The organism is Streptomyces sp. NPDC048514, assembly GCF_043199955.1.
Taxonomy (GTDB): domain Bacteria; phylum Actinomycetota; class Actinomycetes; order Streptomycetales; family Streptomycetaceae; genus Streptomyces.
Genome location: NZ_JBICWT010000018.1, coordinates 1 through 24452 on the forward strand (window position 1 = coordinate 1; position 24452 = coordinate 24452).

Sequence of the window (24452 nt, forward strand, 5' to 3'; positions counted from 1 at the left end):
CGTATACGGCCACGCTCGCGATCCCGGCATCCCGACAGGCCCGGGCCACGCGGACAGCGATTTCGCCACGGTTGGCGATGAGCACCTTGCGCACGATTGAGGCTCCCTCCTTGAAACAAGCCGAGTTTAGGGACTGCCGACACGGCACTTCGACCCGTCCCCAATGGTGAGCTTGCCCACACGGAGCGTGATTCGAGGCTCGCTCGACCCGCGAAAGTCCAAGTCGCACCGCGGTACGCAGGACTCCTGCGGGAAACCCTAGCCCTGTCATGTGGCCAAGGTCTCTGTGGCGGGGTGCTGCGGGCCACTCTGATTCTTTGTCGAGTCCCTACGAATGGCCCAATGATTCTTTGCTGCGGCCCGAACCCTTGTCCCCCGGTTTACCCGTTAGTAGCGTTCGCGATGGCTCGAACGTACCTGAGGTAACAGATCGCTGGCTGGAGAGTGGGTGGGGACCGGTGGTGCGTAGACCGGTGGCGTGGGTCGTGGCGGTCGTCCTCCTCGCCGAGGCGCTCGGCATCGCGGCGGTGAACTGGTTCCTCGGCGTCGTCGTCGACCGGCAGAAGATGTCCCTGGCCGGCCTCGACCCCGATGTCATGTCGACGTCCTCGAAGATCGGTGGAGTCGTCTTCGGTCTCTACTTCGCCCTGTGCGCCCTGGTGGCCCTGCTGGTCGCGATCCGGAACCGCGCCCCGGCCGGCTTCGGGCGCATCCTGCTGATCAGCGCGGCCGTGGTGCACGGTCTGCTGGGCGCGTTCGCCTGGGGCCTGATCGGCCCGACCGCGTTCCTGTTCATGGTCGTGGTGCTCGCGCTGATCGTCCTGCTCCTGATGACGTACGACCGCGCCGACGGCCCGCGCCAGGCGGCCTCCGGCGGCGGTGACGCGGGCGGTGATCCGCGGGCGCGGGACGAGCCGGAGCAGGCCGCGCCGGCCCAGCGGCTTCCGGGGCAGCGCGAGGCCCGGCGGGACGGCGAGGAGGAGCCGCAGGACACGGCCTCCGCTCAGGTCACCCCGCCGTCGCCCACAAGTCGGTGATGCCCACACCCAGTTCGGCGAGGAGCCGGCGTACCAGGGGCAGGCTGATGCCGATCACGTTGCCGTGGTCGCCGTCGATGCCCTCGATGAACGGCGCCGAGCGGCCGTCCAGGGTGAACGCCCCGGCGACGTGCAGCGGCTCGCCGGAGGCCACGTACGCGGCGACCTCCTCGTCGCTCGGCTCGCCGAACCGGACGACGGTGGAGGCGGTCGCCGAGACGTAGCGCTTGGCCTCCGTGTCCCAGACGCAGTGCCCCGTCTGAAGGACCCCGGCCCGGCCGCGCATCGACTTCCAGCGCGCGGTGGCCTCCTCGGCGTCGGCGGGCTTGCCGAGCGCCCGCCCGTCCAGCTCCAGCACCGAGTCGCAGCCGATCACCAGGGCGCCCTGCACCTCCGGGCGCGCCGCCACCACCGAGGCCTTCGCCTCGGCCAGCGCGAGCGCCAGCTCGGCCGGGGTGGGCGCGGTGACGGCGTCCTCGTCGACCCCGCTCACGATCACCTCGGGCGCGAGGCCGGCCTGCCGGAGCAGGCCGAGCCGGGCCGGGGACTGGGAGGCGAGCACGAGTCGCCTGTGGCGCGTTGCAGTCATGCGATCAGGTTAGCCACCCGGGCCCGCCGCACTCACCTCACGCCGATCACGATCATCGCCACGACCATGGCCAGCGCCATCAGAAGGCCGAGCCGCCGCAGCATCTCCTGCATGTCGCGGAGTTCCTTCGGCGGCTCGTCCTCGGGGTCTGACCACAGCATCCCACCAGCGTGCAGCCCGGCCGGGCGCGGCGCCTGAGTACAGCTACTCAGGTCGGCACCGGCACCGGAGTGCGGTGCGCGGCTGCCCGCGCCCCGCATGGGCCGGCCCTGGGCTCGGCCGGTACGACCGGCCCTCAGCTCGGCCAGTACGACCGGGTCCAGGTCGCCGCGCCCGGCCGCGGCAGGCGCCGGGAGGCGATCCGGGACGGGTCGGACCACGCGTCCCTCGGGCCCTGCGCACCGGACGGCCGGACCGCGGCCGCCGCGGCGCGGGCGCGGACCACCGCCAGTGCGGCGGCCAGCTCCTCCGGGGTCGGATTGCCTCGTACGACCTTGATCGTCATGGCGGGCTTCCTCTCGGTCGGCCGGGCTAGAGGGGGATGTTGCCGTGCTTCTTCGGAGGGAGGGATTCCCGCTTCGTACGCAGCTGACGCAGGCCGCGGACGATGTGGGCGCGGGTGTCGGACGGCATGATCACCGCGTCGACGTAGCCTCGCTCGGCCGCGACGTAGGGGTTGAGGAGGGCGTCCTCGTACTCCCGGATGAGCCGGGCGCGCACCGCCTCCACGTTCTCGGGGCCTTCCCCGCTCGCCTCCGCCTCGGCGATGGTGCGGCGGTGCAGGATGTTGACCGCGCCCTGGGCGCCCATGACGGCGATCTGGGCGGTCGGCCAGGCGAGGTTGAGGTCGGCGCCCAGGTGCTTGGAGCCCATCACGTCGTAGGCGCCGCCGAAGGCCTTGCGCGTGATGACGGTGATCAGCGGCACGGTGGCCTCGGCGTAGGCGTAGATCAGCTTGGCGCCGCGCCGGATGATGCCCTCGTGCTCCTGGCCGACGCCGGGCAGGAAGCCGGGCACGTCCACGAAGGTCAGCACCGGGACGTTGAAGGCGTCGCAGGTCCGCACGAAGCGGGCCGCCTTCTCGGAGGCGTCGATGTCGAGGCAGCCGGCGAACTGCATCGGCTGGTTGGCGACCACGCCGACCGGGTGGCCCTCGACCCGGCCGAAGCCGGTGACGATGTTCGGCGCGAACAGGGCCTGCGTCTCGAAGAACTCGGCGTCGTCCAGCACGTGTTCGACCACTGTGCGAATGTCGTACGGCTGGTTCGCGCTGTCCGGGACGAGGGTGTCCAGCTCACGGTCCTCGTCGGTGGTGGTGAGGTCCGCGTCCTCCGGGAAGACGGGCGCCTCGGAGAGGTTGTTGGACGGCAGGTACGACAGCAGCTGCTTGATGTACTCGATGGCGTCCTTCTCGTCGCCCGCCATGTGGTGCGCCACGCCCGAGGTGGAGTTGTGGGTGCGCGCGCCGCCCAGCTCCTCGAAGCCGACGTCCTCACCGGTGACGGTCTTGATGACGTCCGGGCCGGTGATGAACATGTGCGAGGTCTGGTCGACCATGACCGTGAAGTCGGTGATGGCCGGCGAGTAGACCGCGCCGCCCGCGCAGGGGCCGACGACCAGGCTGATCTGCGGGATCACACCGGAGGCATGGGTGTTGCGGCGGAAGATCTCGCCGTAGGCGCCGAGGGAGGCGACCCCCTCCTGGATCCGCGCGCCACCGGAGTCGTTGATGCCGATCACCGGGCAGCCGGTCTTCAGCGCGAAGTCCATCACCTTGACGATCTTCTGGCCGTAGACCTCGCCGAGCGCACCGCCGAAGACGGTGAAGTCCTGCGAGAACACGGCCACGGGCCGGCCGTCGACGGTGCCGTAGCCCGTGACGACACCGTCGCCGTAGGGGCGGTTGGCCTCGAGGCCGAAGTTGGTGGAACGGTGCTGTGCGAACTCGTCCAGCTCGACGAACGACTCTTCGTCGAGTAGCAGTTCGATCCGCTCACGGGCCGTCAGCTTGCCCTTCGCGTGCTGCTTCTCGACGGCACGTGCCGAGCCGGCGTGCGTCGCTTCGTGGATGCGGCGCTGGAGATCCGCGAGCTTTCCCGCGGTTGTGTGGATGTCGATCCCTTGGATCTCTTGACGCTCTTCCGGCTCGGACATCGGGATGCGGCTCCCTGCCTGCTCAAAAGGGGGGACGGTTACTCATCCGTAGAGTAGTGGCGGGCCCGGAGATCAGCACTGCGTCCTTTGCCACACCTAGGGTGGCTTGCATGACGCCCCGAGATGCATCAGACGACAACGACGGCCGCTGGTCCGACCTCGACCGTCCGCCCCTGAACGCGGCCGCGCTGCGGCGGGCTCTGGTGCGCGAGGGCGGGCTCTACCGCGGCATCGACGTGGTGCGCCGGACCGGGTCCACCAACTCCGACCTGGTCGCCCTGGCCGATGCCCGGAAGGCCGACGAGGGTGCCGTCCTCGTCGCCGAGGAGCAGTCGGCGGGCCGGGGGCGGCTGGACCGCCGGTGGACGGCACCGCCGCGCTCCGGCCTCTTCTTCTCCGTGCTGCTGAGGCCGGCCGAGGTGCCGGTCGCCCGCTGGGGGTGGCTGCCGCTGCTCACCGGGGTGGCCGTGGCGACGGGGCTGTCCCGGGCGGCGGGCGTGGACACGGCACTGAAGTGGCCGAACGACCTGCTGGTGACCGTGGACGGGGAGGAGCGCAAGGCGGGCGGCATCCTCGCCGAGCGGGCGGGCGAGGACGGCGTGGTCGTCGGCGTCGGCGTCAACGTCTCGCTGCGCGCGGAGGAGCTGCCGGTCCCGCAGGCGGGCTCGCTGGCACTGGCCGGGGCGCGGACCACGGACCGGGACCCGCTGCTGCGGGCCGTGCTGCGGTCGCTGGAGGACTGGTACGGGCGGTGGCGGACGGCAGGGGGCGACCCGGGCGCCAGCGGCCTGCAGGACACGTACGCGGCGGGCTGCGCCACCCTCGGCCGGGTCGTACGTGCGGAGCTGCCCGGTGACCGTTCCCTCGTCGGAGAGGCGGTCGCCCTCGACGGAGACGGCCGCCTGGTCATCGCCACCCAGGAGGGCGTCCAGCAGCCGGTGGGCGCGGGAGACATCGTCCACCTGCGCCCGGCATAGCCGGCCGCCCCCAAGGGCGCGGGGTACGGCGCGAACGACGGCCGCCGCAGGGGTGCGGGGTACGGCGCGAACGGTCACGGCGGGTCCGCGGTCGGGATCCGGCGGCGGCCGCCGCAGGGGTGCGGGGAACGGCGCGAACGGCCACGGCGGGTCCGCGGTCGGAGTACGCCGGCCGCCCGCGGACGCGGACCCCGCACCGGCCCAACCCAACGGAGTGAGCTGGCGCACACCTGCCGTAGAGTTGAGGCCGGTCGATCCTGACCGCGGCAGATCGGAAGGGCAGCAGGCGTGACCGTCGACGACACGGGCTCCGGCGCGGGCGCGGACGGCCGGGTGGACCCTCCCCTCGAGCGGGGGGACGCCCACGCCGCCGACACCGGCGACGACCCGCTTGCCCTGCGTCTCGAGCAGCTCATCCTGGGTGCCGAGCGCCGCTACACCCCTTTTCAGGCCGCTCGCAGCGCCGGTGTCTCCATGGAACTGGCCTCGCGGTTCTGGCGGGCCATGGGATTCGCCGACATAGGTCAGGCCAAGGCCCTCACCGAGGCCGACGTACTCGCCCTGCGCCGCCTCGCCGGCCTCGTGGAGGCGGGGCTGCTCAGCGAGGCCATGGCGGTGCAGGTGGCCCGGTCGACCGGGCAGACCACCGCCCGGTTGGCGGAGTGGCAGATGGATTCCTTCCTGGAGGGCCTGACCGAGCCGCCCGAGCCCGGCATGACCCGCACCGAGGTGACCTACCCGATCGTCGAACTGCTCCTGCCCGAACTGGAGGAGTTCCTGGTCTACGTCTGGCGCCGGCAGCTCGCCGCCTCGGCCGGCCGGGTCGTGCAGTCGGCGGACGACGAGGAGATGGTCGACCGGCGGCTCGCCGTCGGCTTCGCCGACCTCGTCGGGTTCACCCGGCTCACCCGCCGCATGGAGGAGGAGGAGCTGGGCGAACTGGTCGAGGCCTTCGAGACGACCGCCGCCGACCTGGTGGCCGCGCGCGGCGGCCGGCTCATCAAGACCCTGGGCGACGAGGTGCTGTACGCGGCGGACGACGCCGGGGTCGCAGCGGACATCGCCCTGCGGCTGGTCGAGACGCTGGCGAACGACGAGACCATGCCCGAGCTGCGGGTCGGCATGGCGTTCGGCACGGTGACCACGCGTATGGGGGACGTGTTCGGTACGACGGTGAACCTCGCGTCCCGGCTGACCTCGATAGCGCCCCGTGACGCCGTGCTGGTGGACAGCGCCTTCGCGCAGGAGCTGATCCGTACCGGGGAGGCGCCCGCCTCGGAGGCGGAGGCGGCGGAGGCCGCGGCGGCCGCCGAGAAGGAGGGTGAGGAGCCCCCGGCCTACCGCTTCGCGCTCCAGCCGATGTGGCAGCGCCCGGTGCGCGGCCTCGGCGTGGTCGAACCGTGGCTGCTCGCACGCCGCGACGACCGGTCCCAGACCTCCTGACCACCCTGACCACCTGACCACCTGAGCCTCTGGGCCTCCGGCGCCTGCTGGGGCTTCCGCCTCCGGGCCCGTTACCGGTCGAACACGTCGACGCACAGGCTGATCACCGGGAGGCACATCCCGCCCGGGTCCGGGCTCGGCGTGCCGTGTCCGTGTCCGTGTGTCGGCGTCGGGTCCGGGGCGCGGGTCGTCGGTGCCGGGCGCGGTGCGGATGCCGTCGCCGAGGGACGCGGCGTGCCGTCGCCGGGAGCGGGCGGGGACCCGGCCGGGCCGGTGGCCGGGACGGCGGGGTCGTGAGACGGCGCGGCGGTCCCCGGGGCGGCCGGGTCCGGGGAGCCGGTGCCCGTGTTCGGGCCGGTGCGGGTCCCGCTGCCGGCGCCGGTCGGGGCGGGATGCCTGCCGCCCATGGCGGAGGTCGCCGACGGCGGCGCGGTGGGGCCGGCGGCGACGCCGGCGGAGCTGCGCGCCGGGCGATCCGTGGCGCCGCCGCCCGGGGCCTGCCGGGACTCGGCCTGTGCCGTCCCCGGGGCACCGACACCGGACTCCGGGGCGACCCGGACCAGGCTGAGGACCCCCGCGGCCAGGGCGAGGCCACCCGCGGCGAGCACCACCTTGCGGGGGTGTGGCTTGCGGTGCCGCCCGCGCCGTACGCCGGCCGTACCGCCGCCGACCGGTTCGGCCGGCCCGCTCTCCCGCTCCGTACCGGACTGTGCAGGTATCGGTGTCATCGGTTCCCTCCCCGCCGCGCGCCCCCCGGGCGCGCCGTGGCGAGCGCACGCTATGCGCTCCCGTGGGCGGTGTGCGGTGAGACGGCCGGGATGTCACTCGAACGGGCGTAGCCCCCTGGACTTCCCGGGATCGGGTACGACTGCGATGATCAGGCCGACAGTGAGTTAACCCGCGTTAACCGGGAGGGTGTCATGAGCGAGGAGCGGTTCGGGGAGTTCGTGCTGGTGCGGCGGCACGGACCGGTCGCGGAGCTGGTGCTGGACCGGCCCAAGGCCATGAACGCCGTCTCGACGGAGATGGCCCGTTCGCTCGCGGGCGCGTGCACGGCGCTGGCCGCAGACCGGGACGCGCGCGTGGTCGTGCTGACCTCTTCGCACGAACGGGCGTTCTGTGTCGGGGCCGATCTGAAGGAGCGCAACTCCTTCAGTGACGCGGACCTCGTGCGGCAGCGGCCGGTGGCGCGCGGGGCGTACACCGGGGTGCTGGAGCTGCCGATGCCGACGATCGCGGCGGTGCACGGCTTCGCGCTGGGCGGCGGCTTCGAGCTGGCGCTGTCCTGCGACCTGATCGTGGCCGACCGCACGGCCGTGGTGGGGCTGCCGGAGGTGTCGGTGGGCGTGATTCCGGGCGGTGGCGGTACGCAGCTGCTGCCCCGGCGGATCGGGGCGGCGCGGGCGGCCGAGCTGATCTTCTCCGCGCGCCGGGTGGAGGCGGCGGAGGCGGCCGGGCTGGGTCTCGTGGACCAGCTGGTGGAGGAGGGCCGGGATCGCGAGGAGGCGCTCGCCCTCGGTGCCCGGATCGCCGCGAACTCGCCGGTGGGCCTGCGGGCCGCCAAGCGGGCGCTGCGCCTGGGGCACGGGCTGGATCTGCGGGCCGGGCTCGAGGTGGAGGACGCGGCGTGGCGCTCGGTGGCGTTCTCGGGCGACCGGGCGGAGGGGGTGGCGGCGTTCAACGAGAAGCGCAGGCCGCAGTGGCCGGGCGAGTGACGTGACGGTCCCTCGGAGTGGCCCCGCCCGCAGCTCCGGCGCACGAGTCGACCCACGGCGAACCGGCCCAGCGGGCGGAACCCCGGACCGGCGGCGGACGGGCCGCCCGGCGGGACGCCGCCTCGGTGGACGGGCCGGCTGGGCTGGTGGGCGGCGTGCCGTGGGGGCGGCCACCTGATCGCCGCACCGATATCCCGAATCATCCCGTTTCTCCTAGCCTGGGGTGATGGGTGACGACAAGCGGCTCGCCGACGTCGTGGCGCTGGCGCAGGGGATGGCGGCGGCCCGCGCTCCGCGCGAGTCGTGGCAGGCCGCCGTGCTCGGCGCCTGCCGGGCGCTGGACGGCAGCTTCGCCGCACTGTCCGTGTGGGAGCGGGAGCTGGGCCGGCTGCGGGTCCTCGTGAACGTGGGGGAGCGCCGGCCGGACGAGGAGGAGTTCCCGGAGGCCGAGACCTACCCGGTGTACCAGTTCCCGGAGATCACCGAGTTCCTGCACGAACGGTGGGCGGGCGGCGGGGGCCCCAACGCCTGGGTGGAGACCGCCGAGGGCACGGCGGCCGGCGTCCCCGGCTACTTCCATCAGCGGGTCGCCGCGCTGCGCCGCAGGGGCCGCGGCTGCTGCGTCGTCGCCCCCGTCGTGCTGCACGGCAGGGCCTGGGGCGAGCTGTACGTCGCCCGCGCCGTCGGCCGGCCCGTGTTCGGCCGGGGCGACGCCGAGTTCGCGACCGTACTGGCCGCGGTCGTGGCCGCCGGCCTCGCGCAGACCGAACGGCTGGAGGAGGCCCGCCGGCTCGCGTTCACCGACGCCCTCACCGGACTGGCCAACCGCCGTGCCGTGGACGTGGGCCTGGAGGAGGCCGTGGAGCGGCACCGCGCGGAGGGCGTGGCCGTCAGCCTCGTCGTCTGCGACCTCAACGGGCTCAAGCGGGTCAACGACACCCTCGGGCACTCCGTCGGCGACCGTCTGCTGGAGCGTTTCGGCTCGGTGCTCTCGCTGTGCGGGGCCATGGTGCCCGGCGCCCTGTCCGCACGGCTCGGCGGGGACGAGTTCTGCCTGCTCGCGGTCGGCCCGTCCGCCGACGACGTGGTGAACGCCGCGGACGAGCTGTGCCGCAGGGCGGCGGAGCTGGAGCTGGGGGAGGGGGTGGCCTGCGGCGTCGCCTCGACCGACGACCCGATAGGGCCGGTGGAGGACGCCCGGAGGCTGTTCCGGCTGGCGGACGCCGCGCAGTACCGTGCCAAGGCGCTGCGCGCGGGCCGGCCGGTGGTGGCGGGCCGCGAGGGCCCGGACGATCCGGTCGTACGGCTGGCCGACGAAGCGCCGCCCGCGCGCGGCGAACGGCGCCGCTTCCGCGGCCGCCGCCCATGAGGCGAAGACCACACCGAACGGTAAGGGTCACCCCCGTGCACCACTAGTGACATCCTCACATTCAATGCGTACGCTCCTGAATATGGATATGCACACTGTGGTGGTGGGGACGTCCGGTGTCACGGCGTCCGACGTGCTCGCCGTGGCGCGCGGCGGTGCCCGCGTCGAGCTGTCGGCCGAGGCGGTGGCGGCCCTCGCGGCGGCCCGGGAGATCGTGGACGCGCTGGCGGCCAAGCCGGAGCCGGTCTACGGCGTCTCCACGGGCTTCGGCGCCCTGGCGACCCGGCACATCAGCCAGGAGCTGCGTGCCCAGCTGCAGCGCAACATCGTCCGCTCGCACGCCGCCGGCATGGGCCCGCGGGTGGAGCGGGAGGTCGTACGGGCGCTGATGTTCCTGCGCCTGAAGACGGTCTGCTCCGGGCACACCGGCGTACGGCCCGAGGTCGCGCAGACCATGGCCGACGTGCTGAACGCCGGGATCACCCCCGTCGTGCACGAGTACGGCTCCCTCGGCTGCTCAGGCGACCTGGCCCCGCTGTCCCACTGCGCCCTGACCCTCATGGGCGAGGGGGACGCGGAGGGCCCCGACGGGGTCGTACGGCCGGCCGGCGAGCTGCTCGCCGAGCACGGGATCCAGCCGGTCGAACTGCGCGAGAAGGAGGGTCTGGCCCTCCTCAACGGCACCGACGGCATGCTCGGCATGCTGGTCATGGCCCTCGCCGACCTCGACACCCTGTACAAGTCCGCCGACATCACCGCCGCCCTCAGCCTGGAGGCGCTGCTCGGCACGGACCGTGTGCTCGCCCCCGAGCTGCACGCCATCCGGCCGCATCCGGGGCAGGGCGCCGCCGCCGCCAACATGCTCGCCGTGCTGAAGGGCTCCCAGCTCACCGGTCACCACCAGGACGACGCGCCGCGGGTCCAGGACGCCTACTCGGTGCGCTGCGCCCCGCAGGTGGCCGGCGCCGGCCGCGACACCCTCGCGCACGCCCGCCTGGTCGCCGAGCGCGAGCTGGCCTCCGCCGTCGACAACCCGGTGGTGCTCCCCGACGGCCGCGTCGAGTCCAACGGCAACTTCCACGGCGCACCCGTCGCCTACGTGCTGGACTTCCTCGCCATCGCCGCCGCCGACCTCGGCTCCATCGCCGAGCGCCGCACCGACCGGCTGCTGGACAAGAACCGCAGCCACGGCCTGCCGCCCTTCCTCGCCGACGACGCCGGTGTGGACTCGGGCCTGATGATCGCCCAGTACACGCAGGCCGCGCTGGTCAGCGAGCTGAAGCGGCTCGCCGTACCGGCCTCCGCGGACTCCATCCCGTCCTCCGCGATGCAGGAGGACCACGTGTCCATGGGCTGGTCGGCCGCGCGCAAGCTGCGCACCGCCGTCGACAACCTCGGCCGGATCATCGCCGTCGAGCTGTACGCGGCCACCCGCGCCGTCGAGCTGCGCGAGGGCCTCACCCCGGCACCGGCCTCGCGGGCGGTCATCGAGGCCGTCCGGGCCGCCGGTGTCCAGGGCCCCGGCCCGGACCGGTTCCTGGCGCCCGACCTGGCCGCCGCCGACGCCTTCGTGCGCGCCGGGGACCTGGTCGCGGCGGTGGAGACGGTCACCGGCCCGCTGCGCTAGGGCGACGGAGAGACACATGGGGGCCCCGCCGTCCGGCGGGGCCCCCTTCCGTCTCCGTCGCTACGTCACTTCAGCTTGGCCGCCTGGGCCTTGACCACCGCGGGCGACACCGCGTACGGCTTCTTGGCCATCATCGCGCCGAGGTTGATCGTGTAGTACGACGCCAGGGTGTTCCCGTGCCGGACCACCTCGCCGTGCACGGGAGCCTTGTCGCCGTCGTCCTCGGTGACGATCGCGAACGCCACCGACTCGTCCCCGGCGGCCGTCGGCTTCGACTGCTGCACGTCGGCGAACTTCGCCGTGGTGCCCGCCTGCTTGCCGGTGAAGCCGCCCGCACACGCCTTCACCGCCGAGGAGACGGCGGCCAGGGCCTTCGTCGCGCCGTCGCCGTCGTACGAGAACAGGCTGACCGAGGTGACGTCCCGGTCCATGGACTTGTTGAGGGCGTCCGCGAACTTGCCGTCGGCCATGTCGTCCAGCGACGTGGCGTCGTCCGTGGGGTCCTTCGCCTGCTTCTCGGTGGCCATCCGGTCCGCCTGGGTCGCGGTCCCGGCCGGCGGCTGCATGGACAGGACGCGGGCCAGCGGACGGCACTCGGCGCTGTCGGTGGTGATCGGCTTGGCGCGGCCGGCGGGGACGGCCCCGACGTCGAATCCGGGCACGTCGCCGTCGGCGATGACCAGCTTCTTCAACTCGGCGGTGCCGAGCGCCTTCGCGGCCGGCTTCCCGTCCGTCCCCTTGCCGCCCCCGGAGTCCTTGGACCCCTGCGAACAGCCCGTGACAAGGGCGAGCGACAGCACGCTCACAGCTGCGCCGGCGCACAGCCGCACGCCCGATGATCTCTTCATGCGCGAACTATGTGGGCCCTGTCAAAGATTCGTCAAGGAATTTAAAAGCCCAGGCGTTCGCGGCGCACCGAATACACCACGAATCCGGCGCCCACACCGAGGAAGAGGGTGCCGCCCACGACGTATGGCGTGGTGTCCGGGCTTCCGGTGTCGGCGAGTTCGGTCTCGTCCGCCGTCTGCGGCGCGGTCTCGGTGGTGGCCGCCGGGACGGCTCTGGCCTGCTCGGTGACGTGTGCCGTGGAGAACGCCGCGACGGACCTCGGCGCCGTGTCTCCCGCCGGGGAGTCCTGCGACGCGTTCGCGGACGGGACGAACCACAGTGCGCAGAGCAGGGTGCCCGCGGCAGTGGCGGTCAGCAGCGGACGGCGAGCGGATGACACGGAATATCGATCCCCTTGTGACGCTGGTGAATTGGCCGGGTGAGGCGATGTTAGTGAAAGTCGCGGGTCACGGGAAAGTCACGGGAGGTTTCGGTCGTACGCTCCCGGCATGAGCACTGAAGAGACATCACGTTTTGTACGACTTCGCGTGGAACTCGTCCTGGAAGTGGAGGACGAGGGCGAGGTGACCAAGGCGGCGCTGCGCCGGCTCGCCGCCGATCCGGACCTGCCGCAGGACGAGCGGACCCAGGCCGAGGAGGCTGTGACGGAAGACACCGCGGAGGCCCTCGCCTACCTCGTGGACCCGTTCGACCTGGTCAGCGGGGTGCCCGGCGTGGAGCTGCAGCAGGCGTCCTGGTCCAGCGAACGGATCGAGTACGACCCGGATTCGCCCGACTGGGACCTCGACGAGGATGATGGGGCGGACGACGACGAGGACGGCATCGGCTGAGCGTCCCGGGGCACCCTGGGCCCCGGACGGCAACCGCCGTCCGGGGTTTCGTCGTCCCAGGGGGCGCACGGACGACTTCCGCACCACCCGCCTCGGGCGGACGTGGTGCGCCTAACACATGCGAACCATGTGAAAAGGGACGGATCGTCCGTAGCGTGGATGGTTCGCCACGGGGATTCTCGGGGTTCGATTTCGGCAACGATGGAGAAGCGTGTGATGACGGACAGTAAGCGGCGCAGGGACCTGATGGTCGCGTCCGCACTGCTCGGTAGTGTGCTGGCACTCACGGGCTGTTCCGGCGGAGGCAACGCCAAGGCGTCCGACGGCGGCGACAGCTCGCAGGCGAGGACGGACGAGGCGGCGGCCCAGAAGTCGTCCCAGGCACAGATCACGATCACGCCCAAGGACGGCTCCGACAACGCCTCCATCAACAACTCGGCCGCCGTCCGGGTCGCCAAGGGCACCCTCACCGACGTGTCCATGACCACGGCCGACGGCAAGGCCGTGGCCGGCGCGCTGTCCGCCGACAGGACCAGCTGGAAGCCCAGCGCCCAGCTGCAGCGGTCGACCACCTACAAGCTCTCCGCGGAGGCCGAGGACTCCGACGGCCGGGTGGCCCACGAGAACGCGTCCTTCACGACGGTCTCGCCGGCCAACAGCTTCATAGGCAACTTCACGCCGGACAACGGGTCCACCGTCGGCGTGGGCATGCCGGTGTCGCTCAACTTCGACAAGGCGATCACCAACAAGACCGCCGTGCAGAAGGGCATCACGGTCACCTCCAGCAGCGGTCAGGAGGTCGTGGGGCACTGGTTCAACGCCAACCGCATCGACTTCCGTCCGGAGACGTACTGGAAGGAGAACTCCACCGTCACGCTGAGGCTGGCGCTCGACGGCGTCCAGGGCGCCGACGGCGTCTACGGCGTCCAGCAGAAGACGGTCACCTTCCACATAGGCCGCAACCAGATCTCCTACGTCGACGCGCAGACCAAGCAGATGAAGGTCACGCAGGACGGCCAGGTCGTCAAGACCATCCCGATCTCCGCGGGTTCGCCGGAGAACAAGACGTACCAGGGCGTCATGGTGATGTCCGAGAAGTTCAAGCAGACGCGCATGAACGGCGCGACCGTGGGCTTCACCGACGACGACGGCAAGGGCGAGTACGACATCAAGGACGTGCCGCACGCCATCCGCCTCACCAGCTCCGGCACCTTCCTGCACGGCAACTACTGGGGCGCGAAGTCCATCTTCGGCAACGTCAACACCAGCCACGGCTGTGTGGGCCTGCCCGACGCCAAGGGCGCAGGCGACCCGGGCACGCCGGCCGCCTGGGTGTACGAGCACTCCCTGCTCGGGGACGTCGTGGTCATCCAGCACACCGGTGACAAGACCGTCTCCCCGGACAACGGCCTCAACGGCTGGAACATGGACTGGGCCCAGTGGAAGGCCGGTTCGGCCGTCTGACGCCGACCCCTCCACCGCCTCTCGATGCCGCCCCCCAGGGGGCGGCATCGGTGCTTTCCGGGGTTCGCGGCACAGGAGGACGCCGGCGCCGGACGACGCTCAACTCCCCTCAAACATCGGCAAGTTCGCGAACGTGTAACGACGCCCCGGAGACCGCGTAACACTTTCCCCGGGCACCTCCCCATCCCCCTCTCCTCCCTTGAGCCCTCCGATCGTCCCCCGGCATACTGCGTGACCCCGGGGGGTCGGCGTGCATACGTACGAGGCTTCCCCCGGCCGGGTGAACGGGGAATTCGCCCGGTACCTCTTCTCCAGGGGGAGAACTTGCGCAGACAAGTGAAAAGAGCAGCAGCGGCCGGGGTGGCGACGGCCGCGGCCGTCGCCCTCGCAGCGGGAATGACCAGCCCGGCGTTGGCGAGACCAGCACCCGCACCGGCCGCCGCCTCCGCCCGCACCGCCGGGCACCACGTCACCCTCATCACCGGTGACCGGGTCGCCCTCGACGCCAAGGGCCGCGTCCTCGGCCTGGAGCGGGCCGAGGGGCGCGAACACATACCGTTCCAGGTCCGCCGGGCCGCCGGACACACACTGGTCGTCCCGGCCGACGCGGCCCGCCTGGTCGCCTCCGGCAAGCTCGACCGCCGGCTGTTCGACATCACGGAGCTGAACAAGGCCGCCACCCGCAGGGCGCAGCGGTCCGGCCTGAAGGTCATCGTCGGTTACAGCGGCTCCGCCGCGATCGCGAAGACCCGCGTCCGGGACGCGGGCACCCTGCGCCGCAGCCTGGCGGCGCTCGACGCGGACGCCGTGCAGACCCCGGCCGCGGACACCGCGCGGCTGTGGGACGCGGTCACCGACGGGGACGGGACCGCCGCCGGCATCGCACACGTCTGGCTCGACGGGGTCCGCAAGGCCTCCCTCGACAAGTCCGTCCCGCAGATCGGCGCCCCGACCGCCTGGAAGGCCGGCTACACCGGCAAGGGCGTGAAGGTCGCCGTCCTGGACACCGGTGTGGACACCGGTCACCCGGACCTCGCGGGGCAGGTGGTCGGGTCCAGGAACTTCACCGCCGCCGCGGACGCCACCGACCACTTCGGCCACGGCACCCACGTCGCCTCCATCGTGGCGGGCACCGGCGCCAGGTCGGGCGGCAAGTACAAGGGCGTCGCCCCCGACGCCGAGATCCTCAACGGCAAGGTGCTGGACGACACCGGCTCCGGTGACGACTCCGGCATCCTCGCCGGCATGGAGTGGGCTGCCACGCAGGGCGCCTCCGTCGTCAACCTCAGCCTCGGCGGCTACGACACCCCCGAGACCGACCCGCTCGAGGCGGAGGTCGACAAGCTCTCCGCCGAGAAGGGCATCCTGTTCGCGATCGCCGCGGGCAACGACGGCCCCCAGTCGATCGGTTCGCCGGGCAGCGCGGACGCCGCGCTCACCGTCGGCGCCGTCGACAAGAAGGACAAGCTGGCGGACTTCTCCTCCACCGGACCGCGCGTCGGCGACGGCGCCGTCAAGCCGGACGTCACCGCGCCCGGCGTGGACATCACCGCCGCCGCGGCCAAGGGCAGCGTCATCGACCAGGAGGTCGGCGAGAAGCCCGAGGGCTACCTGACCATCTCCGGCACCTCGATGGCCACCCCGCACGTCGCGGGCGCCGCCGCGATCCTGAAGCAGGAACACCCCGACTGGGGCTACGCCCAGCTCAAGGGCGCCCTGACCGGTTCCGCCAAGGGCGGCAAGTACACCCCGTTCCAGCAGGGGACGGGCCGGATCCAGGTCGACAAGGCCATCAGGCAGTCGGTCGTCGCCGACCCGGTGTCGGTGAACTTCGGTGTGCAGCAGTGGCCGCACACCGACGACAAGCCGGTCTCCAGGAAGCTGACGTACCGCAACCTCGGCGACAAGGACGTCACGCTCGCCCTGGGCAGCACCGCCACCGACCCCAAGGGCAGGGCGGCCCCCTCGGGCTTCTTCAGGCTCGGCGCGACCGAGGTGACCGTCCCGGCGCACGGCACGGCCTCGGTCGGCCTCACCGCCGACACCAGGCTCGGCGGCACGGTCGACGGCGCCTACTCCGCGTACGTGACGGCGACGGGCGGCGGCCAGAGCGTCCGCACGGCCGCCGCGGTCCAGCGCGAGGTGGAGTCGTACGACGTCACGCTGAAGTTCATCGGCCGTGACGGCAAGCCGGCCCCGTACTACGCGGCCGACCTGAGCGGGGTGGGCGGCCTGGCCGCCGGCGTCTCGCTGAGCCCGTACGACAAGTCCGGCACGGTGAAGGCGCGCGCGCCGAAGGGCGCGTACATCCTCAACACCGCGATCTACGTGGACCCCGAGGACGGGACCAAGGGCCTCGACTGGATCGTCCGGCCGAAGCTGACCGTCGCGGGGAAGCAGACGATCACCGTCGACGCGCGCAAGGCCAGGCCGGTGGACATCACCGTCCCCGCCTCGGGCCTCACACCGCAGTTCGCCGCGCCGAGTTACGACGTCACGATCGGCGACGGCGAGTACGGCTACGGCTGGTTCCTCGACTCGTACAAAAACTTCCGCACCGCCCACCTCGGTCCCGCGCTGCCCGCCGGGACGCTGCGCCAGCAGTGGGACGCCCACTGGATCAGGGGCGCGGGCGAGCAGTACGACGTCACCTCGGGCGGCGCGGTCGAGCGGCTCGCCACCGGTTACACCAAGCACTACAAGGCGGGCGACCTGGCCACGGTCAAGGCCCGGCTCGGTGCCCCCGCGAGCGGCAAGACCGGTTCGATCAGCGCCGTCGGCTGGCTGCCCGGCAGCTCCGGGGCCACTTCCATCAGCATCAGCCAGAAGCTGCCCGGAACCCGCACCCTGCACCTGTCCGCGCGGGGCGGGGTGGCCTGGCAGCTGGAGTTCGAGCAGGACGGCGGCCTCGACCCGGACGGCTTCCCGGTCACCGACGCCGCCTACTCGCTGGACCAGTTCGCCGTCAAGGCCGGCAAGACCTACACCAGGACGGTCAACACCGCGGTCTTCGGCCCGCACGTCGGCAAGGACTTCGGCCTCTCCCGTTCCGGCAACGAGATCTCCGGTTCGCTGCCGCTGTTCGCCGACTCCGCGGGCCACGCCGGATACTCGGTCCTCACCTCGGTGCACACCACCCTGTACCGCAACGGCACCAAGGTCGGCACCACCGACGACCCGCTGTACGGCGACAAGACCTTCAAGGTGCCCGCCGGTGACGCGGCCTACAAGCTCACCACCTCGGTCAAGCGGTCCGCGAAGGTGGCCCGGGCCTCCACACGGATCGACGCGGCCTGGACCTTCCGCTCCACGAAGCCGTCGAGCGGCACCGCCCGGCTGCCCGCCTCCGCGCTGCGCTTCGGCGCCACGACCGGCCTGGACAGCCGGGTCGCGGCCGGCAAGAAGGTCACCTTCCCGGTCACCGTGGAAGGCGCGGCCGCGGGCCGCAATCTGAAGTCCCTCGCCGTGTACGTCTCCTACGACGGCAAGAACTTCAGGAAGACCGACGTCCGCAACGGCAGGATCACCGTGAAGAACCCGGCGAAGAACAAGTCCGTCTCGTTCCGCGCCAAGATCACCGACAGGAAGGGCAACACGTCGGAGATCACGATCTACGACGCGTACTTCGGCAAGTAGGCCGTAGCGCTCCCCGACGAGGGGCACACCGGAGAACCGCCTCCGGTGTGCCCCTCAACGCGTCGCGGCACGCGTCGCGTCCGCGCCCCAGCTGGCCAGCAGGCGGAGCGACTCGGCGGAACCGGAGTCCGGTTCGGCGTGATAGGGTGACCAGGGAGTGCTCCGAGCCGTCCGTCAGACGGAAACTCTCGAAGTTCAGGGCGAGGTCACCCACCAGAGGATGGTGCAGGTGCTTCACGCCGTGACTCTTCTCCTTGACGTCGTGCGTCGCCCACAGCCGACGGAACTCCTCGCTCTTCACGGAGAGCTCCCCCACCAGGGCGGACAGGCGCGAGTCGTCCGGATCGCAGCCCGCGTCCATGCGCAGCGCGCACACGATGTCGATCGCCTTCTGCTCCCAGTCGACGAACAGGTCCCGGTAGTCGGGGCGGAGGAAGACCAGCCGCGCCCAGTTGCGCTCGGCGGGCGGCAGCTCCGCCCAGTCGCCGAAGAGGGCCGCCGCCATCCGGTTCCAGGCGAGGATCTCCGCGCGCCGGCCCACGATGTACGCCGGTACGCCGTCCATGGTGTCCAGCAGCTGCAACAGCGCCGCCCGCACCTGCTGCTGCCGTGCCACCGCCTTCTTCTTGTGCGCCTTCGGCTTGGCCAGATGGGTGAGGTGGGCGTGCTCGGCGTTCGTCAGCCGCAGCGCCCGGGCTATCGAGCCCAGCACCTCCGCCGAGACGTTCCGGCCGTTGCCCTGTTCCAGGCGGGTGTAGTACGCCACCGAGACCCCGGCCAGCTGGGCCAGCTCCTCACGGCGCAGCCCCGGCACCCGGCGGTGCCGGCCGAAGTCGGGCAGCCCCACGTCCTGCGGCTTCAGCCGGGCCCGCCGGCTGCGCAGGAACTCGCTCAGCTCGGCCCGCCGGTCCAGGGGCCGTCCGGCGGCCGCCGCCCGCGGCTGTTCGTCCCTGCTCTCCATGCCTTCCAGTATTCATGGTCGTAGGCACAGGATCCTGACCCCGCCAGTGGTAGGCACAGCAGTCGTACGCAAAGCGGTGGGCTGGGCGGCGATCGCGGGGAAGGCGCAGGGTGGAAGACGTATCCGGCCGGACGACGGCCGGAAACCAACCCCCCCCTGCTAGGAGACCCCCGGCATGACCACTGTCGCTGCATACGCCGCGCCCGCACCGAAGGCCCCGCTGGAGCGGACCACCATCGAGCGGCGCGCGGTCGGCGAACACGACGTCCTGATCGACATCAAGTTCGCCGGTATCTGCCACTCCGACATCCACCAGGCCCAGGACGGCTGGCGCCCCGGCATCTTCCCGATGGTCCCCGGCCACGAGATCGCCGGCGTCGTCTCGGAGGTCGGCTCCGGTGTGACGAGGTTCGCCGTCGGTGACCGGGTGGGCGTCGGCTGCATGGTCGACTCCTGCCGCGAGTGCGACAACTGCAAGGCCGGCCTGGAGCAGTACTGCCTCAAGGGCGGACCCACCTGGACCTACAACGACACCGGCAAGGACGGCGAGCCGACCTACGGCGGTTACTCCGAGAAGGTCGTGGTCGACGAGAACTACGTCGTCCGTGTGCCCGAGGGACTCCCGCTGGACGAGGCCGCGCCGCTGCTGTGCGCGGGCATCACCACCTACTCGCCGCTGAAGCACTGGAACGCCGGCCCCGGCAAGAAGGTCGCCGTCGTGGGCCTGGGCGGACTGGGCCACATGGGCGTGAAGATCGCGCACGCGATGGGCGCCGAGGTCACCGTCCTGTCGCAGTCCCTGCGCAAGAAGGACGACGGTCTGCGGCTGGGTGCCGACCACTACTACGCCACCGGCGACCCGGACACCTTCGAGGAGCTGGCGGGCACCTTCGACATCATCCTCAACACGGTGTCCGCGCCGCTGGACTTCGCCGCGTATCTGTCCCTGCTGCGGACGGACGGCACGATGGTGAACGTCGGCCTTCCGGAGGAGCCGGTGCAGATCGTCCTGCAGTCGCTGTTCGGGCATCGGCGCAGCGTCAGCAGCTCTGGCATCGGTGGGATCGCCGAGACCCAGGAGATGCTGGACTTCTGTGCCGAGCACGGTCTGGGCGCGGAGATCGAGGTGATCGGCGCCGAGCAGATCAACGAGGCGTACGAGCGGGTGCAGGCCAGTGACGTCCGGTACCGGTTCGTGATCGACGCGGCCACGATCTGAGGGGGGCCGGGGGCGCCGTGGGGGTGCGGGGCGGCTGTCGGGTGCGAGTGGTGCGTGGCTGGTCGCGCAGTTCCCCGCGCCCCCTTGCGGGGGCGGTCCGCCGGTTTGTCTGTGCGGGTTGTGGGTGGCTGGTCGCGCAGTTCCCCGCGCCCCCTTGCGGGGGCGGTCCGCCGGTTTGTCTGTGCGGGTTGTGGCTGGTGGTGTAGTTTCCCGCGCCCCCCTGCGGGGGCGGCCGCCCACTCCCGGGGCTACTCGGTGGGGCGTTCTCGTAGGGTCAGTACCGCTACCGCTCCCGTCGCCGCCAGGACCGCGGAGACCACGAAGGCGAGGTTCGCGCCGCCGGCCAGGGTGCCGGACGACGTGACCAGGGCGATGGTGAGGGCCACGCCGGCGCAGGAGCCGATGTAGCGGAAGGTCTGCTGGGCGCCCGAGCCCATCGCGGCCCGCTCCCGGGGGACCGATTCGACGGCGAGCAGCGGCAGCGCCCCGTTCAGCAGGCCGCTGCCCAGGCCGCCGATGATCAGGCCGGGCAGCAGCCGGACCCAGGAGCCGGAGCCGATCGCGCCGAGCATCGTCACCACGGCGATGGTGTGCAGGGCGAAGCCGAGCGCGAGCTGAACCCGCGACGAGACCCGGCCTGCCAGGTGCTTGACCTGCAGAGCCACCGCGAAGCTCAGGCCGGACCAGAGCAGGAACAGCCAGGCCGTGGCCAGGGGCGACAGCCCCATCGTCTGCTGCAGCAGGGCCGGCAGGAAGCTGAACATGCCGATCACCGCGAGGCCCGTGAACAGGCCGCCCGCCGAGGACGCCAGGAAGCGGGTGCGGCGCAGCAGGCCGAGGTCGATCATCGGGGCCGCCGCCCGGCGTTCCACCGCCACGAACGCGGCGACCAGGAGCACGGCCGCCGCGAGCAGCAGGCCCACCGGCGCCCGCAGCCAGCCGTCCCGGCCCAGCGTCAGGGCCGCTACCAGGGCCACCAGGGCGAGGCCGAAGGTCGCTGCACCGGACACGTCCGGCCGGCCGCCCCGCGGGGCCCGGGACTCCGTCAGCGCGCGGCTGCCGAACGCGGCCACGAGGAGCGCGGCGGCGCCCAGGACGCCGTAGGCCACCCGCCAGGTCGGCAGCGCGCCGGCGACCAGCGGCCCGACCGCGATGCCGCCGCTGACGAACGCGCCCCACACCCCGGTGGCGTGCAGCCGGCCGCGCGGACTGGGAAAGGCGTGCACGATCAGGCCCAGGCTGCTGGCCAGGATCGCCGCGCTCGCCGCACCCTGGGCGATGCGGGCGAGGGTGAACTGCCAGGTGTTCGTGGTGAAGGCGCCGAGGACGGTGGTGAGGCCCAGGGCCAGGGTGCCGGCCAGGAAGATCCGGCGGCGGCCGTGGTCGTCGGCGAGGCTGCCGGCCACCAGCAGGAGCGCGGCGAGGCCCAGCGGGGTGCCGTTCAGCAGCCAGGCCTGGGCGGACAGCGGGGTGTGCAGCGCGCTCGCCGTGTCCGGCAGCGTGACCATCGGGGCCGTGTACGTCATCAGGGTCACGGCGGTCGCCGCGCTGGTCAGGGTGAGGGTCGCCCGGGGGCGCAGCGGGGTGTCCCGGGCGGTGCCGGTTCTCGGGGTGGCGGGGGCGGTGAGGGAGCGGAGCCCGGTCATGGCCAGTCCTGTCCTTCCAGGGCCTTCGGCTTCCGGTTCGTTCACTGAACCGACCTGTCGAGGCCACCGTACACCCTGGGTTCGGTGAATGAACCGACTGGTCGGAAAGTGGCTACAGTGGAGGGCATGGCACTGGGCAAGGACTACGCGACACAGGACTGCTCGATCGCCCGCGCGCTCGAGATCGTCGGCGAGCGCTGGACGCTGCTCGTCGTCCGGGACGCGCTCTACGGGGTCCGGCGGTACAACGACTTTCTGGTCCACCTCGGCATTCCGCGCGCCGTCCTGGCCGCCCGGCTGCAGTCCCTGACCGCCGAGGGCATCCTCGAGAAGCGCCGGTACCGGCAGTCGCCGCCGCGGGACGAGTACGTCCCCACCGAGCGCGCCCTCGCCCTGTGGCCCACCCTGCGGGCCCTGGGCCTGTGGGGGCGCGAGCACTTCGGCGAGGCCCGGCTGCGCTACTTCCGGCACGCGGACTGCGGCACGGAACTCGGCCCGTACGGTGAATGCCCCGCCTGCCGCGTCGTCGTACCCGTCGCGGACGTGCTCATGGAGCCGGGCCCGGGACTGGACCGCGATCCGGCCGACCCGGTCAGCCGCGCGCTGCTCAGCCCCAGGCGGCTGCTCGAACCGCTGGAGCCCGCCTCGGCCTGAGCACCGGCCGGGTGCCGCTGGAGCCCGCCTCGGCCTGAGCGCCGGCCGGGTGCGGTGCTCCCGACCGCCGCCGCGATCGTCCTGGTCACCGCGCTCGTCCGGCTCCTCCTCCACCCTGTCCCGGGCCGCCGTGCGTGGCGGGCGGGCCGGAGCCGCGGTCCGGCCCAGGATCGACGCGTTGCGGGCGCGGCACGCCGGCGATCCCGAGCGGCTGCGCCGAGCCGTGCTCGACCTGCACGCCGAGGAGAAGGTGCCGCCGCTGTCCGGCATCCTGCGTACCGCTCGCCGCGGCGCTGTACATCGTCACCAGCATGACCTGGAGTGCCCTCGAGCGGGCCGCTCAGGAGCGCTGACGGCGGGGGGTTACGGTCCAGTACCTGAACAGGGTCTTGCGGAGTGGACAACGGAATTGGAGGATCAGCCAGTCCTCCGGCGGCTGCACCCGTCGGCCGGGCGCCCGCGATCGAGGGAGATGGTGACCATGAAGCTGCTGCGAGTCGGCACGGCGGGGGCGGAGCGGCCCGCGCTGCTCGACGCCGAGGGGACCCTGCGTGACCTGTCCGGCCTCGTGGACGACGTCGACGGCGCGCTCCTCGCCGACGACGCGGCGCTCGCCGGGGTGCGGGCGGCCGCCGAGGCCGGTGGGCTGCCCGCCCTGGACGCGGAGGGCCTGCGGATCGGGCCGCCGGTCGGCCGCATCGGCAAGATCGTGTGCATCGGGCTCAACTACCACGACCACGCCCGCGAGACGGGCGCCGAGCCGCCCGCCGAGCCGGTCGTCTTCCTCAAGGCCCCGGACACGGTCGTCGGGCCGAACGACACCGTGCTGGTGCCGCGCGGCTCGGCGAAGACCGACTGGGAGGTCGAACTCGCCGTCGTCATCGGGCGTACGGCCCGCTATCTGGACTCGGCCGAGGAGGGGCTCGCGCATGTCGCCGGGTACGCCCTCGCGCACGACGTCTCCGAGCGGGAGTTCCAGATCGAGCGGGGCGGGACCTGGGACAAGGGCAAGAACTGCGAGACGTTCAACCCGCTGGGACCGTGGCTGGTGACGGCCGACGAGGTACCGGACCCGCAGGCGCTCTCCCTGAAGCTGTGGGTGAACGGGGAGCTGAAGCAGGACGGGACGACGGCGGAGCAGATCTTCCCCGTGGGCGAAGTCGTCCGTTACGTCAGCCGGTTCATGACCCTCTACCCCGGAGACGTCATCAGCACGGGCACGCCGGCGGGCGTGGCGATGGGGCAGCCCGAGCCGAAGCCGTACCTGCGGGCCGGCGACGTGGTGGAGCTGGAGATCGCCGGACTCGGCCGCCAGCGGCAGGAACTGAAGGACGCCTGACCCGAGGACGGGGCGCGCGCCGGTCGCGGCTCCGTGGCCGGCCGCGTGGTCGACCGGGCCCCCTCCTGGTGGGACCGGTCACCCCAGCAGAGCGGCCAGCCGGCGCCATTCCTCCCTCGGCAGGGCGTCCCCCGTCTCCTCGGCCACCACCTGGAGGGCGACATGGTCCGCGCCCGCCGCGTGGAAGGCGTCGACGCGTTCACGCACCCGGTCCTCCCCGCCCCAGGCGAACAGCGCGTCGACGAGCCGGTCGCTGCCGCCGTCGGCCAGGTCGTCCTCCGTGAAGCCGAGGCGCAGGAAGTTCCGCGTGTAGTTCGGCAGGGCCAGATACATGGCGAGGGTCCCGCGGGCGAGGGCCCGGGCCCGGTCCGGGTCGGTCTCCAGGACGACCTTCAGCTCCGGGGCCAGGAGCGGGCCGGCGCCGAGGATCTCGCGTGCCCGGGCGGTGTGCTCCACGGTGACCAGGTACGGCACCGCACCCGCGGCCCGCTCGGCGGACAGCTTCAGCGTCCTCGGCCCGAGGGCGGCCAGCACCCGGCGGTCCGCGGGCACCCCGGCCGAGTCCAGTGCGTCCAGATAGGCGACCAGCGCCGAGTACGGGCGGCGGTACCGCTCGGCCAGCTTGGCGTGGCTGACGCCCAGGCCGAGCACGAACCGGCCGGGGTGGGCGGCGTCCGCCTCGGCGAAGGACGCCGCACTCGCCTCGGCCCCGTAATCCCAGATGCTCTGGATGCTGGTGCCGACGGTCAGGGTGCCGGTCGCCTCGAGGAGCGGCAGGGCGTGCCGGGCGGCGCTGCTGCCGCCCAGCCAGACGGCGCCGTAGCCGAGTTCCTCCAGCTCGGCCGCCGCCTCCCCCAGTTCACCGCGTCGCGCGGGGTCCTCGGAGCGCAGCCCGACGTTCCAGACGCCGTACCGCCCGATCCTGTCCTGCAAGGTGCTCATG

22 protein-coding genes and 2 pseudogenes are annotated in these 24452 nt (G+C 72.5%); 13 read left to right on the top strand and 11 right to left on the bottom strand.

Annotated features, from left to right (window positions below):
- Positions 1–94 (bottom strand): biotin carboxylase N-terminal domain-containing protein (locus ACGFT2_RS32865; RefSeq protein ID WP_280842533.1); only part of this gene is annotated, 94 nt, incomplete at its 3' end.
- Between the two features lie 364 nt (positions 95–458).
- On the opposite strand from ACGFT2_RS32865, the gene ACGFT2_RS32870 reads away from it, so the two are divergent.
- Positions 459–1037 carry a hypothetical protein gene (locus ACGFT2_RS32870; protein ID WP_393285635.1) on the top strand — a complete coding sequence of 193 codons (579 nt, stop codon included), beginning with the start codon at positions 459–461 and terminating at the stop codon, positions 1035–1037.
- Here the strand turns inward: ACGFT2_RS32870 and ACGFT2_RS32875 are convergent.
- The 4 genes from ACGFT2_RS32875 to ACGFT2_RS32890 all read right to left on the bottom strand — a co-directional run bounded on the left by ACGFT2_RS32875 (position 1009) and on the right by ACGFT2_RS32890 (position 3780).
- Positions 1009–1626: a Maf family protein gene (locus tag ACGFT2_RS32875; RefSeq protein ID WP_393285638.1), complete on the bottom strand. Its 618-nt coding sequence runs from the start codon at positions 1624–1626 to the stop codon at positions 1009–1011. The two genes, ACGFT2_RS32870 and ACGFT2_RS32875, sit on opposite strands and share 29 nt — an antisense overlap.
- Before the next feature lie 32 nt (positions 1627–1658).
- The gene (mmpB, locus tag ACGFT2_RS32880; protein ID WP_393285640.1) at positions 1659–1787 is read right to left on the bottom strand and encodes a morphogenic membrane protein MmpB; all 129 of its coding nucleotides are present in this window, start codon (positions 1785–1787) and stop codon (positions 1659–1661) included.
- A gap of 134 nt (positions 1788–1921) precedes the next feature.
- Positions 1922–2131 carry an acyl-CoA carboxylase epsilon subunit gene (locus tag ACGFT2_RS32885; protein WP_393285643.1) on the bottom strand — a complete coding sequence of 70 codons (210 nt, stop codon included), beginning with the start codon at positions 2129–2131 and terminating at the stop codon, positions 1922–1924.
- A gap of 26 nt (positions 2132–2157) precedes the next feature.
- Positions 2158–3780: an acyl-CoA carboxylase subunit beta gene (locus ACGFT2_RS32890; RefSeq protein ID WP_393285646.1), complete on the bottom strand. Its 1623-nt coding sequence runs from the start codon at positions 3778–3780 to the stop codon at positions 2158–2160.
- 110 nt (positions 3781–3890) lie between these two features.
- On the opposite strand from ACGFT2_RS32890, the gene ACGFT2_RS32895 reads away from it, so the two are divergent.
- Both ACGFT2_RS32895 and ACGFT2_RS32900 read left to right on the top strand, forming a co-directional pair.
- Complete coding sequence (locus ACGFT2_RS32895) at positions 3891–4757, top strand: biotin--[acetyl-CoA-carboxylase] ligase (RefSeq protein ID WP_393285649.1); 867 nt, start codon at positions 3891–3893, stop codon at positions 4755–4757.
- A 288-nt stretch (positions 4758–5045) separates the two neighbouring features.
- On the top strand, positions 5046–6200 hold the full coding sequence (locus tag ACGFT2_RS32900; RefSeq protein ID WP_393285652.1) for an adenylate/guanylate cyclase domain-containing protein: 1155 nt from the start codon (positions 5046–5048) through the stop codon (positions 6198–6200).
- 71 nt (positions 6201–6271) lie between these two features.
- Here ACGFT2_RS32900 and ACGFT2_RS32905 read toward each other — a convergent pair whose 3' ends face one another.
- Complete coding sequence (locus ACGFT2_RS32905; RefSeq protein ID WP_393285655.1) at positions 6272–6928, bottom strand: hypothetical protein; 657 nt, start codon at positions 6926–6928, stop codon at positions 6272–6274.
- A 192-nt stretch (positions 6929–7120) separates the two neighbouring features.
- Here ACGFT2_RS32905 and ACGFT2_RS32910 point away from each other — a divergent pair, with 192 nt between their 5' ends.
- From ACGFT2_RS32910 to hutH, 3 genes are all read left to right on the top strand, one after another.
- Positions 7121–7915: an enoyl-CoA hydratase/isomerase family protein gene (locus ACGFT2_RS32910; RefSeq protein WP_393285658.1), complete on the top strand. Its 795-nt coding sequence runs from the start codon at positions 7121–7123 to the stop codon at positions 7913–7915.
- Positions 7916–8141: 226 nt separating this feature from the next.
- A complete protein-coding gene (locus ACGFT2_RS32915) occupies positions 8142–9284 on the top strand; it encodes a diguanylate cyclase domain-containing protein (protein WP_393285661.1) in 1143 nt (380 codons plus the stop codon).
- A gap of 88 nt (positions 9285–9372) precedes the next feature.
- Positions 9373–10911, top strand: a complete 1539-nt coding sequence (hutH, locus tag ACGFT2_RS32920) for a histidine ammonia-lyase (protein WP_393285923.1) — start codon at positions 9373–9375, stop codon at positions 10909–10911.
- Positions 10912–10976: 65 nt separating this feature from the next.
- On the opposite strand, the gene ACGFT2_RS32925 is transcribed toward hutH, so the two are convergent.
- The gene (locus ACGFT2_RS32925) at positions 10977–11759 is read right to left on the bottom strand and encodes a hypothetical protein (RefSeq protein ID WP_393285664.1); all 783 of its coding nucleotides are present in this window, start codon (positions 11757–11759) and stop codon (positions 10977–10979) included.
- 41 nt (positions 11760–11800) lie between these two features.
- Entirely contained in the window at positions 11801–12139 is a 339-nt protein-coding gene (locus ACGFT2_RS32930) for a hypothetical protein (protein WP_393285667.1), read from the bottom strand.
- Positions 12140–12248: 109 nt separating this feature from the next.
- Here ACGFT2_RS32930 and ACGFT2_RS32935 point away from each other — a divergent pair, with 109 nt between their 5' ends.
- The 3 genes from ACGFT2_RS32935 (at position 12249) to ACGFT2_RS32945 (ending at position 17690) form a co-directional block, all read left to right on the top strand.
- Complete coding sequence (locus ACGFT2_RS32935) at positions 12249–12590, top strand: hypothetical protein (RefSeq protein WP_393285670.1); 342 nt, start codon at positions 12249–12251, stop codon at positions 12588–12590.
- A gap of 216 nt (positions 12591–12806) precedes the next feature.
- A complete protein-coding gene (locus ACGFT2_RS32940; RefSeq protein WP_393285673.1) occupies positions 12807–14054 on the top strand; it encodes an Ig-like domain-containing protein in 1248 nt (415 codons plus the stop codon).
- A gap of 336 nt (positions 14055–14390) precedes the next feature.
- A complete protein-coding gene (locus ACGFT2_RS32945; protein ID WP_393285676.1) occupies positions 14391–17690 on the top strand; it encodes a S8 family serine peptidase in 3300 nt (1099 codons plus the stop codon).
- Between the two features lie 54 nt (positions 17691–17744).
- Here the strand turns inward: ACGFT2_RS32945 and ACGFT2_RS32950 are convergent.
- Positions 17745–18651: pseudogene (locus ACGFT2_RS32950) on the bottom strand (helix-turn-helix domain-containing protein).
- 175 nt (positions 18652–18826) lie between these two features.
- Here ACGFT2_RS32950 and ACGFT2_RS32955 point away from each other — a divergent pair.
- Complete coding sequence (locus ACGFT2_RS32955) at positions 18827–19870, top strand: NAD(P)-dependent alcohol dehydrogenase (protein ID WP_393285679.1); 1044 nt, start codon at positions 18827–18829, stop codon at positions 19868–19870.
- 248 nt (positions 19871–20118) lie between these two features.
- Here ACGFT2_RS32955 and ACGFT2_RS32960 read toward each other — a convergent pair whose 3' ends face one another.
- On the bottom strand, positions 20119–21516 hold the full coding sequence (locus tag ACGFT2_RS32960; RefSeq protein ID WP_393285682.1) for an MFS transporter: 1398 nt from the start codon (positions 21514–21516) through the stop codon (positions 20119–20121).
- A gap of 126 nt (positions 21517–21642) precedes the next feature.
- On the opposite strand from ACGFT2_RS32960, the gene ACGFT2_RS32965 reads away from it, so the two are divergent.
- From ACGFT2_RS32965 to ACGFT2_RS32975, 3 genes and pseudogenes are all read left to right on the top strand, one after another.
- Positions 21643–22170 carry a winged helix-turn-helix transcriptional regulator gene (locus ACGFT2_RS32965; RefSeq protein WP_393285685.1) on the top strand — a complete coding sequence of 176 codons (528 nt, stop codon included), beginning with the start codon at positions 21643–21645 and terminating at the stop codon, positions 22168–22170.
- A gap of 66 nt (positions 22171–22236) precedes the next feature.
- Positions 22237–22444 (top strand): annotated as a pseudogene (locus ACGFT2_RS32970) (YidC/Oxa1 family membrane protein insertase); the annotation flags it as partial.
- Between the two features lie 207 nt (positions 22445–22651).
- Positions 22652–23509 (top strand): fumarylacetoacetate hydrolase family protein, encoded by an 858-nt coding sequence (locus ACGFT2_RS32975; RefSeq protein ID WP_393285926.1) that lies wholly within the window; start codon positions 22652–22654, stop codon positions 23507–23509.
- A 78-nt stretch (positions 23510–23587) separates the two neighbouring features.
- Here ACGFT2_RS32975 and ACGFT2_RS32980 read toward each other — a convergent pair whose 3' ends face one another.
- The gene (locus ACGFT2_RS32980) at positions 23588–24451 is read right to left on the bottom strand and encodes an LLM class F420-dependent oxidoreductase (RefSeq protein ID WP_393285688.1); all 864 of its coding nucleotides are present in this window, start codon (positions 24449–24451) and stop codon (positions 23588–23590) included.
- Between the last annotated feature and the right edge of the window lies 1 nt (position 24452).